Genomic DNA, 13,673 nt, shown 5'->3' on the forward strand with positions numbered 1-13,673 from the left:
ACGTACGACAAAATCTCAACCGCATCCAACCCGGCCAACGTTTGCGGTCACAGCACTAGCCGCGGCGGTGGGCGGGCGTCGGCCGGTCGTCCAGCAGCGCGTACATGATGGTGCCGAGCACCAGCAGCGTCCCGGCGAACACGGCCCAGCCCAGCGCGATCCCCGCCACGACGACCACCAGGCACTGGATGACGAGGGCGGTGACCGCCATGCCGCGGGCGTGCCGGTCGCGGGCGGCCGCGGCGCCGAGGCCGGCGGCCAGCACCACGAGCAGCAGCGCCAGCCCGATCCCCGCGGCCTTCACGGCGGGCGAGGCGACGGAGGGGTCGCTGCCGTTGAGCGACATCGAGTACGCGTCGATCACCCCGCCGAGGGCGAAGAGCACCACGCCGATGACCAGGCCCTCGAGCAGGATCCCAACGGCCGCGATGAGCAACGCCAGCGTTCGCATCGGGACAAGTTACTCTCAGGTAGTGAGTCTATTCAAGGGCTTCTACCTGAGGTAGGCCGGCGACTCCGCATCCGGGACCAGGATCGCCGCCGCCCCGCTGCCGTCGGCCGGCACCGACCAGACGTCGGCGTGGTCGGCGTCGCGGTGCAGCCCGTACATGACGGTGTGGTCGTCGAGCCAGGCGATCTGGTCGTCGACCGAGCGCGTCTCGGCCAGCACCGTGGGGCGCAGCGTGGCGAGGTCGAGCACGGCGGGCCGCCAGCCCTTCGCGGGGTCCCCGCCGACCGCCTGCTTGAAGGCGATCCGGGTGCCGTCGGGCGACAGCGACGGGCACTCCACGTTCTCCGCCAGGGTCTTCATGGTGCGGGCCTGGAAGTCGCCCTGGACGAGGTACCGGTGCCCGGCGGTCGCCATCGTGGCGTAGAACGTGCGGTCGTCGGCGGCGATCGTGACGCCCCAGTAGTTGATGTCGACGGCCTGGTACGGCTTGCCGTCCCGGGTCAGCGCGAAGTCCTCGAGCGACTCCGCGACCATGTCGCCGGTGCTCGTGTCCAGCACGCCGACGCGGGTGGAGAACTGCCCGTTGTTGTACGAGTCGCCGGTGACGAAGGCGGTCCAGGTGACCAGCCGGCCGTCGGCGGAGACCCGGGCGCGGTTCGGCACGCCGACCATCGGGTAGGCGTCGCGCTGTTCCAGGTGCGGGCCGAGCACGGTGATCTGGTACGAGGCGAGCGGTCCGTCGGGCCGCAGGCAGATGGCGGTGCCGGCCGCGGCGTACACGCGGTTGCACGTCACCGCGGAGACCTTGCGTCCCTGTGGCGGCGCGCCAGCGGCGGCTTCCTGCTGCGGCGTGCTGGCGGCGCCTTCCTGCTGCCGCGCGCCGGCGGCGCCTTCCTGCTGCGGCGTGCTGGCGGCGGCTTCCTGCTGCGGTGTGCTGGCGGCGGCTTCCTGCTGCCGCGCGCCGGCGGCGCCTTCCTGCCGCAGGGCGCGGGCGTCGACGACCGCGAGGTGGCCCATCGACCCGTCGGCGGTGCTGCGGACCAGGAGCTTCGGCCCCGGCGTGATGTCGACGTCCTCGCTGGCGGCGGCCGCGGCGTCGTTGCGGTGTGCGGCCTGGTTGATGTACACGCCGGCCCCGACGGCCAGCGCCGCGGCAACGATCGACGTCAGGAAGATCTTACGCATTTTTTGTCGTACCTCTGCGGAGAATGGATGTCACGAGGGTGAGGGCGGCGAGGGCGGCCCCGGCGGCGGCGCACAGGGCCGGGCCCGGGCCCCACCACTGCCACGCCGCGCCGAAGAGGATGGAGGAGCCCAGGTATGCCAGCGACTGCCCGCTCTGCACCAGTGCGATCCCGGTGGTCTTCAACGCCTCCGGCAGCAGCGGCCCGGCGAGGGCCATCAGCACGCCGTCGGTCGCCGCGTAGAACGCCCCGTAGAGCGCCACCGTGACCACGAGCCCGGCCGTGCCGCCGCCCCCGGCCGCGAGCAGGCCGTAGACGACGGCGAGCGCGGCGAACCCGCCGAGGTAGACCCGAGCCCGGCCGACCCGGTCGGCGAGGTGCCCCATGGGCATGGCGAGGAGGAGGTACGCCAGATTGGTGCCGACGGCCAGCAGCGGGAACCATCCCGTGGCGATGTCGTGGTGCCGCTGCAGCACGAGATAGACGAAGCCGTCGCCGATGGTGGCGAGGCCCATGACGGTCGCGGCGATCACGACCATGCGGAAGTCCCGGCGCCGCAGCAGCGCGAACGCCTCACCGGGCGACACCCCCGGCTTGGTCGCGGCCGTCCGGTGCCCGGCGTCGCCGAGCGCAACGGTGTCGTGCCGTTCGGCGGTGGCGGTGGTGGGCCGCGCTGCGTCGGTGTCGTGAGGCGCGTTGCGGTCTCGGCCCGCAGCGGTGTCGCGCGGTTCGGCGGTGGCGGTGGTGGGCCCTGCCGCGTCGGTGCCGTGAGGCGCGTTGCGGCCTCGGCCCGCAACTGTGTCCCGCGGTTCGGCGGTGGCGGGCCGCGTCGCGTCCGTGCCGTGAGGCGCGTCGCGGGCTCGGCGATCGTCCTGATCGTCGATCGCGGTGGGAGGGGTGGGGGAGGGCCCCTCGATGAACGATCGCGAGGTGGGCGCCGGCGCCGAGGTGGCCGAGGTTTGAGCGGGCGCGAGCGGAGGGGCCGGGGACAGCGGGCCGGCCGCGATCGGGGCCGAGGACGTCGGGCCCGCCGCGATCGGGGCTGGGGAGACCGGGGCGGCAGACGGGGCGAGCCAGGACGGGCCGCGGTGGTCGGGGACGAAGGTCAGCAGGACGAAGACGCCGAGCACGGCGACGCAGAAGCTCGTCACGAAGACGGCGTCGAAGGACTGCGCCGAGGCGGACAGCACGGCGACGGCGACCAGCGGGCCGGCGAACGCCCCGACGCTGTCCATCGCGCGGTGCACGCCGAAGGCGCGGCCCAGGCGCTCGGGCGGCGTGGAGAGGGTGATGAGGGCGTCGCGCGGGGCGGTGCGCAGGCCTTTGCCGGCCCGGTCGACGACGATGGTGGCGCTCAGCAGGGGGACGGAGGAGCCGGCGGCGAGCAGGCCCAGCTTGGCCAGGGCGGAGATGCCGTAGCCGAAGGCGGCGACGGCCTTGCGGCGGCGGATGCGGTCGGCGACGTAGCCGCCGACGAGGCGTAGCAGCGCGGTGGCGCCCGTGTACAGGCCGTCGACGACGCCGTAGCCGAGCGGGCCCAGGTGGAGGCCGAGCATGAGGTACAGCGGCAGGATGGCCGTCACCATCTCGGCGGAGACGTCCGTGATCAGGCTGACCGTGCCCAGGGCGAGCACCGTGGCGGCGATGCGGGTGCGCCGCGCGGGGACGGAGACGGCGGCGGTGGCCGGCTTGTCCACTGTGGACAGGTACACGGAGAGCCTTTCGAAAAGGGGGTGTGGGCGCCCCGGGGGGACGCCCACGGAAGAGTGGTGCTAGGCCCAGACGTCCGTGATGGGGGACAGGCTGGCGGCGTTGTTGATGCCGGAGAGGCCGTACGCGCCCTCGATGGTGCGCAGCACGTTGTAGTGGTTGATCTGCTCGGTGTACGTGCCGGTCTTGACGTTCGCACCGACGAACACCGTGAAGATCTGGTTCAGCGCGAGCCGGTTGTCCTCGTCGAAGGTGACGATGAGCAGGCTGTTGTGCGTCTTGGCCCACTGGGCGTAGGCGTCGAGGTTGTTCTTCAGCCAGGTGTCGCCGGTGGAGACCGAGCAGTCGTGCATGTCGTTGCACATGTTCGGCGTGACGAAGGCGACCGTCGGCAGGCTCGCGTAGTTCGCCGACGACGGGAAGCTCGCGTAGGTCAGGTTCGACGCCGCGGGCACGCTGCTGAAGTCGACCCAGCTGTTGTGCTTGCGCTGGTAGTTGCCGCTCGAGCAGCCCGTGTAGCCGTTGGACGGCATCGACTCCGAGTAGCCGTTGAACGTCAGGCCGGCGCCCACCAGCTGCGACTGCAGGTTGGTGCCGGTGAAGTTCTTCGGGCAGTCGTCGCTGGTCACGCCCTGGGTGGAGCCCGAGAACAGCGCGATGTAGTTCGGCTGGCTCGGGTGCGTGACGGCGTACGACTTGCTGAACTTCGCGCCCTGGCCGGCCAGGGAGTTGAAGTACGGGGCGCTGCTGGAGCCGTTGATCTGGGAGTAGGCGTGGTTCTCGAACATCACGAGAACGATGTGGTCGAAGCGCGGCACGCTGGTGGCGGCCTGCGCCTGCGACGCCGCGGCGGTCACGCCGGTGGCGACGAGGGCGGTGGTCGCGAGCGCGAGCACCACCCGGCGGATCGACATGGGAACTCCCCCTTACTGGGCAGCGATGACGCCACATCGTGGGGAGCGACGGCTACAAGATCATGAGAGCCTCTTGACCGGGACGCGTGCGAGCGGTGAACACTTCGGTGTGCATCAATACGTCACGGTTGCTGCCGAGGGATGGAACGGGCGGCTCGACGGGCCTGAGCTGCGGTTCCACGCGAAGACGCGTGTCGATATGTGTGATCATGCTCATCGCGCTGCTGCCGGCGCGGCGGGGCTGACCGTCGCCGTGTTCGCGTGAGGCACAGCGCGACGGACAACAGCAGCCAGGCCGTCCAGGCGACGGTGAACGGGACGATGCCGCACGGCAGTGGCGAGATGCTGCGCCGGTCGCCCCGGTCGCGGGCGGCGTCGCTCGCGGCGCACCGTCTACGCCGCCTTCCCCGGCAAGGCCGACCTCTTCCGGCACGTGCTCGACGTGGCCACCGTCGGCGACGAGCGGCCCGTGGCGGTGGCCGACCGGCCGGAGATCCGGGACGCCTTCGAGGAGTCCGACCCGCGCGCGGCGATCGGCCGGGCGATCGACTACACGGTGGCGCTGTTCGAGCGGGCCGGCGACCTCATCATGGTCACCGTGCAGGCCGCCGACGCCGACCCCGACATGCGCGCCGCCGCCGACGCCGGGTCGAGCGCCACCCGGCGGCTCTGGCTCACGCTGACGCAGACCCTGCAGGACGGTGGCGCGCTGCGGCCCGGCCTGAGCGCACAGGCGGCCGCGGACATCCTCTACGCGCTGGCCTCACCGCACACCCATCAGCTCTTGCGGCGGCACTGCCGGTGGAGCCTGCAGCGGTACCGCACCTGGCTGGCCGGCACCGCCACCGAGCAACTGCTGGGCGGGTCAGGGTCGTAGCGAGGCGACCGCGTGGCCGGCGCCGAAGCCCTCGGCCCGGGCGACGATGCGGCCGCCGCGCACCAGGACCGCCGTCTCCGTCGTGTCGCTGACCGAGGTCACGCCCGCCGCGGCGGCCAGGGCGGCGGCAGGGTCGTGCACGAGGGCCAGGTCCGGCCAGGCGGACGACGGGAAGGCCGCCCGCAGGCAGCCCATCAGCTCGGCGACGACCAGCCGGGACAGGTCGGCGAGCTCCTCCGGCCGGTCCGTCACCAGCACCGCCGTGATCGGGGTGCCCGGCGCGGCGGCCCGTACCGCCTCCTCCACCGCGGCCGCCCGGCGCAGGCCCAGCACCGTGACGACGCCGGAGCCGATGGCCAGCAGGGCGGCGTCCTGGATGGCGTCGTGGGCGGGCGGCGGGGACCACGGCTCGTCGCACGCGACCGCCTCCGGGGCGTGGGGCAGGTGCGGCGGGTTCCAGGGCTCCTCCAGGTCCAGCCCGGCCAGCCGCTCGCAGGCGGCCACCACGGCGAACTCGTCCACGAAGCCGGGGGCGGCCACGGCCAGGCGGGAGGCGCCGTGCAGCTGGGTGAGCACGGAGGCCGCCACACCGGTGCGGCGGCCCGCGGCCGGGTGCAGCCGCTCCAGGGCCAGCCCGAGCAGCACCGCGTCGAGGTTCAGCAGTTGGGCGTACGGCACCCGGGTCATCTCGTCGGCCATGATCTCCGGCACCAGGTCGACCGCCAGGCCTTTGAAGGAGTTGGTGAACAGGGGTAGCGAGCCCACCCAGGCGCGGGCGAACAGGCCGAGCGCCTCGCGGGCCGTGCGACCGGGATCGGGGAAGGCGGCGGGCTCCGCGAGCGAGTCGGCCAGCACGGCGAAGTACAGCGCGCGCTTGCCCGCAAAGTTGGAGTACACGCCGCCGCGGGTCAGGCCGGCCCGCTCGGCGATGGCGTCGATCTTCGCGTCGCGGTAGCCGCGCTCGGTGAACTCGTCGCGGGCGGCGGCCAGCACCCGGGCGCGGGTGCGCTGCTGAGTCTCTGCGCGGCTGAGTCGCTCCACGAGGCGGCTCCCTTCCGAGGGCGTTGCGACGGGTCCGAGGGGGTTGCGACGGGTCCGAGGGCGTTGCGACGAGTCCGAGGGCGTTGCGACTAGGTCCGGGATCAGGATACCTTCATCATCCGGATGATGTGAACATGTGAAGGAGGGCCGCGATGACGTGGGAGTCGGTGCTGCGGGCGCTACGGGCGGCCCAGGCTCCACAGGCGGACCGCGCCGTCGGCGCCGGCCGAGATCAGGGTGGCGCCGTCGGGGGCGAAGGTGAGGGCGTGCACCGCCCCGTCGTGGCCGTCGAGGGTGTACAGGTGGGCGCCGGTCGACGGGTCCCACAGCCGGATGGTGGTGTCGAGGCCGGCGCTGGCCAGTAGCGTCCCCGCCGGGTTGAACGCGACCGCGGCGGCCGGGTCGGTGTGGCCCTGCAGCACCGCGTGCGGCGCGCCCGAGGCCGTGTCCCAGAGCCGGACGGTGCGGTCGGCGCCGGCGCTGGCCAGCACTGCGCCGGCCGGGCCGCCGAACGCCACGCCGAGCACGGCGCCGCGGTGGCCGTGCAGGGCCGCGCCGCCGTGGCGGGGCATCGGGTCGCCGTGGTGCAGCGACAGCCGGGCGCCGTCGTCGCCGGTGGCCAGGATCTCGCCCTCGGGGCTGAAGGCCAAGGCGTGGATCGGGGCGCCGCCGGCCGGGCGGTGGGTGTACGGGCGGCCGTCGGCGTCGAAGAGGTCGAACAGGCGCACGGCGCCGTCGCGGCCGGCGGCGGCGAGCAGGCGCCCGGCCGGGTGGAAGGCGACCACGGCCGGGCCGCCGGGGTCGGTGTCGTAGGCCCGGTGGCGGCGGCCGTCGGCGGTGTGCCAGACGCGCAGCGCCCGGGTCGTCTTGCGGGGGTGCCCGCCGGCGGAGGCGAGCAGCCCGCCGTCGGGGCTGAACGCGACCGCGCGGACCGGGCCGTCGTGATCGGTGAGGGTGTAGCGGACCTGACCGGTGCCCAGGTCCCAGATCCGCACCTTGCGGTCCTCGCCGCCGGTGGCGAGCAGCCGGCCGTCGGGGCTGACCGCGACGCCGTGCACCGCCGGGGCGCCCCGCACGATGCCGCCGGGCGAGAACGTCCGCAGCAGCGAGGGCTTGACCCTCGGCCGGGCGGCCGTGGCCGGGACCACGACGGGCGCGGCCCCCCGCTCGCCGTGCACGCTGCCGCAGGCGACCGCCACCTCGGGGTGCTCGGCGGTGACCGTCGGCATCCGCAGGGCCCGGTGCAGCAGGTCGGCGAGGAGCGGGGTGCGGCTCGCCCCGCCGGTCAGGAAGACCGCGGCCACGTCCTGCGGGGTGACCCGGGCCGCGCGCAGGGTGTCGAGGGTGCGCTCGACGGTCCGCTCCAGCACGGGCGCGATCGCCCGCTCCAGCGCCTCGCGGGTCACGGTCAGGGTGCCCAGCGACGGGATGTACCACCGCGCGGTCGAGGCCGCCGAGAGCTCCTCACGCACCGCGCGGGCGTCCTGCCACAGCCCCGACCGGTCGAGATGGTGCCAGGCCGGGTCGTCGGCGGCCTGGTCGCGGGCCAGCCGCACCACCGCGGCGTCCAGGTCGAGCCCGCCGGCGTCGAGGAGCCCGTCGGCAGCGGCCACCGAGAAGCCGTCGGCCGCCTGGCGGACCACGCTGACGTCGAAGGTGGCGGCGCCGAGATCGCAGACGACCAGGCAGCTGCCGGCGGGGACCCGGTGGCCGAGGGTGCTGGTGAAGTACCGCGCGGCGGCCACCGGCTCGGCCAGCAGCTCGGGTTCGCCGAGGCCGGCCAGGTGGGCCGCGGCCGTGAGCAGGCGGCGCCGGTCGGGCCGCCACGCCGCCGGATGGGTCAGCACCACGGGCGGCACGCTGCCGGCCGCGCGAACCGCCTCCTCCGCCACCCGGGCGAGCGTCTTGGCCACCACCTCGGGGTCGGCCGGATCCCGGTCGTTGCCCAGGACCGACCGGTCGTCGCCCAGGAGCGAGGGGTGTTTGCCCAGGAGCGGGAAGTCGTTGCCCAGGACCGACCGGTCGTCGCCCAGGTGCGAGTCGAAGCGCTGCGGGCGGACCACACCGTCCGGGCCGGCCAGCGCCGCGACGGTGGTGAGGGAGCCGAAGTCGATGCCGAGGCGCACCCCGAAGGTCACGGGCCCAATCTAGGAACGCCGCCGCCCGCGAGGCATCGGCCGCACGGGCGTATCGGCCGATCAGCGGGTGAACGCTGCATGAAGGATGGCCGCAAACCTGTCCACATCGACGTCGGTCGTGTCGAACGCCGTCATGAACCGGACCAGCGTGCCCGAGCCCCAGCGCGAGCCGTAGCCCTCCAGCGCGGCTAGGGCCGGCTCGGGCAGGTGGGCGAAGACGGCGTTGGTCTGCACCGGATGGGCGAGCTTCACGCCGGGCAGGGCGGACACGATCCCGGCGAGCCGGACCGCCGTCGCGTTCGCATTGGCCGCATTGGTACGCCACAGATCCCCGTCGAGCAGGGCCACGAACTGTGCCGCCGTGAACCGCGCCTTCGCCAGCAGCTGCATGGACTGCTTCTGCAGCAGGGCCCGGTCCGCGGCCAGCCCCGGGTCGAGGAAGACCACGGCCTCGGCGGCCAGCGCGCCGTTCTTCGTGCCGCCGAAGGAGACCACGTCGGCGCCCTCGGCCAGCTCGCCCAGGCCGGTGCCGAGCGCCGCCGCCGCGTTGGCCAGCCGGGCCCCGTCGACGTGCAGCAGCAGCCCGTAGGCGTGCGCGGTCTCGGCGAGCGCCCGCAGCTCGGCGGCGCTGTACAGGGTGCCGAGCTCGGTCGGCTGGGCCACCGTCACGGCCCGCGGCCGCTGCCCGTGCGGCCGGTAGGGGCTCGTCGCGAACGCGACCACCTGCGCCGGGGTGAGCCGCCCGTCCGCGGTCGGCACCGCGGTGAGCCGGGCGCCGATGAAGCGCTCGGGCGCGCCGCACTCGTCGGTGAACACGTGCGCGGAGTCGGCGCACAGCGCGGTGTCGTAGGGGCGAAGCATCGCGGCGAGGGCGATGACGTTGGCCGCCGTGCCGGTGACCGCGAAGACCGTCTCCGCGTGCTCGCCGAAGTGCCGCTTGAACAACGCCTCGGCGCGTTCGGTCACCGGGTCCGCGCCGTAGGAGCGGGCGTGGCCGTTGTTCGCGGCGGCGAGCGCGGCCAGGACGGCCGGGTGCGCGCCGGCGTTGTTGTCGCTCACGAAGTACACCTCGAAGAATGTAACCCCGGGTCGACGGCGCGTGTGCGATGCGCCAGGATGACGCCGTGGACATCGTGCTCAGCGTGCCCGAGACCGTCGTGGCCACGTACGTCGTGGCGACCGACCGGCCGCCCGCCGACGCGGCCGCCGCCGCCCGCACGGTCGCCGAGGCCCTCGATGAACCGCTGCGGGCCACCGTGCTGCGGATGCTGGACGGGCCGTTCACGTCCGTCTCGACCGCTCCGGCCGGGCAGGCGCCGCCGCTTCCGCTCGACCATCTGCGCATCTTCGGCGCCCCGCCGGCCCGGGTGCAGGCGGTGGCGTCCGCGCCGTACCTGGTCGTGTGCCAGGCCGCGTTCGGCCCCGGCTGGCCGCCCGCGCACGAGTGGTGCGCCCGCGCGCTCGCGGCCGGGCTGGCCGAGCTCACCGGTGGCGAGCTCATCGACATGTACACCCCGCAGCTGCTCGACCCCGCCGCGGCCCGGGCGTCGCTGCCCGGGGCGTCCGGCCCGGGCGCGCTGAGCAAGTGGATCGTGGTCCCGCAGTCCGCCGGGGACCGCGGCCTGTGGATGACCACTCGCGGGCTGGGCCGCTTCGGCCTGCCCGAGCTGCAGGCCGAGGATGTGCCGCCGACCCTGGCCGAGGCCTGGACGAGCGCGCTGACCGGCATCGCCCGCGCCCTGCTGGGGCGCTGGGTGCGGGCCGTGGAGCACGCCCGCGGCGAGGCGTTCGTGCGCCTCGCGGCCGACCTGACCGTCACCGCGGCCGACGCGATCCTGGCGTACGGCGGCGCGCCCGGCGCCGCCGAGGAGGCCCGCGAAGCCCGGGTGCAGCTGCGCGTCGACCCGGCCGGCGACCCCGACGTCGACACGCTGCTGACCGTGGTCCCGCCCGACGACTTCCCCGCCTCGGCCGGCGAGTTCTTCGCCGGGGTGACCGCGGCGCTGTTCGGCACCCGCGGCACGAGCGTGCGCTACGCGCAGCCCGGCGACGCCATGGACGCCGCGATCGCCACCGCCCGGGAGGCGCTGCCGCAGGCCCGGACCCGGTTCCTCGGCGACGAGTTCGCCCTGGCGCAGCAGCACCTCATCGTCAAGCACCGGCTGCAGAACGCGCAGGGCACCGAGTTCGTGTGGTCCACGGTCACGGCGTGGCCCACGCCGCGGCGCCTGCACGGCGTGTGCATGTCCGACGCGCAGATCGATCCGTCGGTCCGTACCGGCCGTCCCGTCATGGTCGAGGAGCGTGCGATCGTCGACTGGGGCGTGTGGGTCGACGGGGAAGGGATCATCGAGGGCGGGTGGACCAACCGCGTGCTCGGCGAGCAGGATTGAGGCTCAGGTCGGACCCGCCGGTGCCGAACAGCACCTCGTGGGTCTCGACGCACGACGGCTGACACGCCGCCTGCTGCCGGTCGCCGCGGCGCTCGCCGGGCTGATCGCGGCGTTCCTGGTGATGCAGTGGATCACCACCGGGGCGTTCGAGCGCCTCGAGTCCCGCCAGGTGGCCCAGGACGCCGACCGCATCCGCATCGGGCTGGACGCCCAGGCCCAGCTGCTCAGCGCGTTCGGGGCGACCAACGGCGTGTGGGACAACTCGTTCAACGACGTCGCCAACTCCGACAAGGGCGGCTTCGCCACGGACTTCCCGCCCGCCACCCAGCACCAGATCCTCGACGTCGACGGGTTCCTCGGCGTCGGCGCGGACGGCGCGCTGCGGGTCGGCGGCATGACCACCGACGCCGACGCGTTCGGCCTGCCGCCGTCGCAGCTGCGGGATCCGGTGGTACTGCGCAAGCTCTTCGACCCCAAGGCCCGGGCCGGCGAGGCGACCTGCGGCGTCGTGACGGCCGACGCGCCGTACCTCTTCTGCGGCGTCCCGACCTTCCCCAGCACCGGCGCGGGCACCCCGTCCGGCGGCATGGTCATGCTCAAGCGCCTCGACACCGACCGGGTGGCCCGCCTGGGCAAGGCGATCGCGCTGCCGGTCGCGCTCGCCGGCTCCGGTGTGCGCCCCGGCGCCGAGGCCCAGCCGCAGCTGCACAGCCAGCTCGGCGCCCTCGACATCGCCACCTCGATCGTCGGGGCCAGGCACATCGCGGTCGACGCGAGCATCGGCACCGTCAACGGGGACACGGTCGTGCTCGAGTCCGTCGCGGCCCGGCCGATCCACGCCGCGGCCAGCAGTACCGCCGTGAAGCTCTTCCTCTTCGTCGCCGCGGCCACCGTGGTCCTCGTGGTCGTGATGCTGTGGTCGGTGCGGGCCGCGCTGCGCCGCCGGGTCGGCCCGCTGCGGCGCACCACCGAGCAGATCATCACCTCCGGCAACCGGCTGCTGCGCATCCGCCCCGAGGGCAGCGACGACATCGCCGTGCTGGGCCGCACCATCGACGACATGCTCGACGCGATGCACGAGCAGGAGATCCGCCTCCAGCAGGAGCAGGTCGCGAAAGAGGCCCAGCTCATGACCACGAACGTGCGCCAGCAGCTGGCGGAGCAGACGGTACGGCGCCGGGCCGGCCAGGTCATCGACGACACCAGCGGCGCCGTGCTGAGCGAGCTGCGCAACGTCATGCTCCAGGCCGACGAGGTGCTCTGCGCCGCCGACGCGATCGAGCAGCAGGCCCACGCGGCCGACCGGGTCACCCGCGGCGTGGTCGAGCGGGCCGGCGAGGCGAGCACCGTCATCCAGGCGGTCACCAGCAGCCTCGGCCGGGTCGAGGGCATCGCCAACCTCATCGCCGGCGTGGCCGGCCAGACCAACCTGCTCGCCCTGAACGCCACCATCGAGGCGGTCCGGGCCGGCGAGGCGGGCCGCGGCTTCAGCGTCGTGGCCGGCGAGGTGAAGAGCCTCGCCTCGAAGACGAAGGACTCCACCGACGAGATCACCGACACCGTGTCCGCGCTGAGCGCCAACACCAGCGCCATGTCCGGCGTCATCACCGACATGAGCCAGGGCGTCAACGCCGTCGGCGACGTGACCGCCCGGCTCAGCGACGTCGCCGTGCGGCAGCGCTCCTCGGTGGAGCAGCTGGTCGGCAGCGTCCGCGAGGCGATCGCCCGCATCGAGACCCTGGCCCAGGTCACCGACCGCCTGGAGCGGCGCCGCCACAGCCGCGCCACGGTCGAGGGCACGCTGCTGCTGCGCCACAACGGCCAGGAGCTCAAGGCCGACCTGCTCGACCTCTCCGTGAGCGGCCTGCGCTGCGGCTTCCGCCCCGGCGAGCGCCCGCCCATCGGCACCGACCTGGACCTGACCCTGCGCCTGGGGGAGGAGGAGCTGCACCTGCGCGGCCGCGCGGTGCGCCACATCGCCTCCGACGAGCCCTCCGACGAGCTCGGCATCGAGTTCAGCGACGCGAGCCCCCAGACCATCGCCACCATCGGCGACTACATCCGCGCCCTGCTCGCCCCCGCCGGCACCGAGGTCTCCACCACCGTCCCGGCGTGAGCCAGTGCGGTTCGGCTGCACATTTCCTGCAAACGCGAAGCATTGGCCGAGGTCGCTCGCGGCTCCTGCGGTGCCGTTAGGAAAGCGCATTCCTCGGGAGGTGAGCGCCCATGCGACGTCGATCAGAGCTGCTCGCTGTGGACCGACTTCGGCACCTGGCCGTGGCGGGAGGCCCGCTACGGCGGGTACCGCAACCGCGGCCCGGGCGCCGCCGTCACCCCCGACCGCCCGCAGCTCACCGCCGCCGAGGCCGCCGGGCGCACCTCGGCCGCGTACCTGAATGGCGGCGACGGATGGAACCCGGTCCGTTAGGCTCCGAGCCCGTGAGCGAGCGCGTGCGCGACGGGTACGTCCTGACCACCGACCGGGACCGGGTGGACACGGCGGCGGTGCATCGGTGGCTGTCCGAGGAGTCCTACTGGGCGGCCGGGCGGGCCTACGACGTCGTGGCGCGGTCGATCGAGGGCTCCACGCCGTACACTGTCAGCAAGGACGGCCGCCAGGTGGGCTTCGCGCGGGTGGTCACCGACGGGGCCACGTTCGCCTGGATCTGTGACGTGTTCGTGGACGCCGGCCACCGCGGGCGCGGGCTGGGGGTCTGGCTCGTCGACGCGATCGTCGAGGACTTCACCGCGGATGGCGTGCTGCGGCTGCTGCTGGCCACCCGGGACGCGCACGAGGTGTACCGGCGCAGCGGGTTCGAGCCGCTCGCCGGGCCCCAGCGGTTCATGGAGATCGACCGGCGACCGACCCGCAACGCGATCCTGGCCGCGCTGCCCGACGTCTAGGGCGCGTTTCATAAAGGGTCGTGGTTGGGTGAGGTCCCGGCGTGGCGTGATCGATAACTGA

13 protein-coding genes are annotated in these 13,673 nt (G+C 74.0%); 6 read left to right on the plus strand and 7 right to left on the minus strand.

Annotated elements, in window-relative coordinates; all coding sequences use genetic code 11:
- Positions 1-55: 55 nt before the first annotated feature.
- The 4 genes from ABD352_RS49625 to ABD352_RS49640 are packed head-to-tail and all read right to left on the minus strand — an operon-like array spanning position 56 to position 4,259.
- Positions 56-451 (minus strand): hypothetical protein, encoded by a 396-nt coding sequence (locus ABD352_RS49625; protein WP_344619645.1) that lies wholly within the window; start codon positions 449-451, stop codon positions 56-58.
- A 42-nt stretch (positions 452-493) separates the two neighbouring features.
- Positions 494-1,636, minus strand: coding sequence for a hypothetical protein (locus tag ABD352_RS49630; protein WP_344619646.1), 1,143 nt, complete (start codon positions 1,634-1,636; stop codon positions 494-496).
- The gene (locus tag ABD352_RS49635; RefSeq protein ID WP_344619647.1) at positions 1,629-3,347 is read right to left on the minus strand and encodes an MFS transporter; all 1,719 of its coding nucleotides are present in this window, start codon (positions 3,345-3,347) and stop codon (positions 1,629-1,631) included. Before ABD352_RS49635 ends, ABD352_RS49630 begins: the two co-directional genes overlap by 8 nt.
- Before the next feature lie 60 nt (positions 3,348-3,407).
- Complete coding sequence (locus tag ABD352_RS49640; protein WP_344619648.1) at positions 3,408-4,259, minus strand: alkaline phosphatase family protein; 852 nt, start codon at positions 4,257-4,259, stop codon at positions 3,408-3,410.
- Positions 4,260-4,332: 73 nt separating this feature from the next.
- Between ABD352_RS49640 and ABD352_RS49645 the strand changes: the two genes are divergently transcribed.
- Positions 4,333-4,524, plus strand: a complete 192-nt coding sequence (locus ABD352_RS49645; protein WP_344619649.1) for a hypothetical protein — start codon at positions 4,333-4,335, stop codon at positions 4,522-4,524.
- A 69-nt stretch (positions 4,525-4,593) separates the two neighbouring features.
- Entirely contained in the window at positions 4,594-5,136 is a 543-nt protein-coding gene (locus ABD352_RS49650) for a TetR/AcrR family transcriptional regulator (RefSeq protein WP_344619650.1), read from the plus strand.
- On the opposite strand, the gene ABD352_RS49655 is transcribed toward ABD352_RS49650, so the two are convergent.
- The 3 genes from ABD352_RS49655 to ABD352_RS49665 all read right to left on the minus strand — a co-directional run bounded on the left by ABD352_RS49655 (position 5,125) and on the right by ABD352_RS49665 (position 9,383).
- A complete protein-coding gene (locus tag ABD352_RS49655) occupies positions 5,125-6,177 on the minus strand; it encodes a TetR/AcrR family transcriptional regulator (protein ID WP_344619651.1) in 1,053 nt (350 codons plus the stop codon). The genes ABD352_RS49650 and ABD352_RS49655 overlap by 12 nt on opposite strands.
- A gap of 179 nt (positions 6,178-6,356) precedes the next feature.
- A complete protein-coding gene (locus tag ABD352_RS49660) occupies positions 6,357-8,315 on the minus strand; it encodes an Hsp70 family protein (protein ID WP_344619652.1) in 1,959 nt (652 codons plus the stop codon).
- Positions 8,316-8,375: 60 nt separating this feature from the next.
- Positions 8,376-9,383, minus strand: coding sequence for a threonine aldolase family protein (locus ABD352_RS49665; protein ID WP_344619653.1), 1,008 nt, complete (start codon positions 9,381-9,383; stop codon positions 8,376-8,378).
- Positions 9,384-9,439: 56 nt separating this feature from the next.
- On the opposite strand from ABD352_RS49665, the gene ABD352_RS49670 reads away from it, so the two are divergent.
- Genes ABD352_RS49670 through ABD352_RS49685 form a run of 4 tightly spaced genes read left to right on the plus strand, consistent with a single transcriptional unit; the run spans position 9,440 to position 13,612 of the window.
- Positions 9,440-10,708: a DUF2314 domain-containing protein gene (locus tag ABD352_RS49670; RefSeq protein WP_344619654.1), complete on the plus strand. Its 1,269-nt coding sequence runs from the start codon at positions 9,440-9,442 to the stop codon at positions 10,706-10,708.
- 37 nt (positions 10,709-10,745) lie between these two features.
- Positions 10,746-12,824 carry a methyl-accepting chemotaxis protein gene (locus tag ABD352_RS49675; protein ID WP_344619655.1) on the plus strand — a complete coding sequence of 693 codons (2,079 nt, stop codon included), beginning with the start codon at positions 10,746-10,748 and terminating at the stop codon, positions 12,822-12,824.
- Between the two features lie 42 nt (positions 12,825-12,866).
- Positions 12,867-13,136: a hypothetical protein gene (locus ABD352_RS49680; RefSeq protein ID WP_344619656.1), complete on the plus strand. Its 270-nt coding sequence runs from the start codon at positions 12,867-12,869 to the stop codon at positions 13,134-13,136.
- Between the two features lie 11 nt (positions 13,137-13,147).
- On the plus strand, positions 13,148-13,612 hold the full coding sequence (locus ABD352_RS49685) for a GNAT family N-acetyltransferase (RefSeq protein WP_344619657.1): 465 nt from the start codon (positions 13,148-13,150) through the stop codon (positions 13,610-13,612).
- Positions 13,613-13,673: the final 61 nt, after the last annotated feature.

The organism is Dactylosporangium salmoneum (genome assembly GCF_039532525.1).
In the GTDB taxonomy this organism is placed as follows: Bacteria; Actinomycetota; Actinomycetes; order Mycobacteriales; family Micromonosporaceae; genus Dactylosporangium; species Dactylosporangium salmoneum.

Bases quoted from the DNA above. Each gene is read 5' to 3' on its own strand.
- ABD352_RS49625 (WP_344619645.1), bottom strand. From the start codon at position 451: ATGCGAACGCTGGCGTTGCTCATCGCGGCCGTTGGGATCCTGCTCGAG.
- ABD352_RS49630 (WP_344619646.1), bottom strand. From the start codon at position 1,636: ATGCGTAAGATCTTCCTGACGTCGATCGTTGCCGCGGCGCTGGCCGTC.
- ABD352_RS49640 (WP_344619648.1), bottom strand. From the start codon at position 4,259: ATGTCGATCCGCCGGGTGGTGCTCGCGCTCGCGACCACCGCCCTCGTC.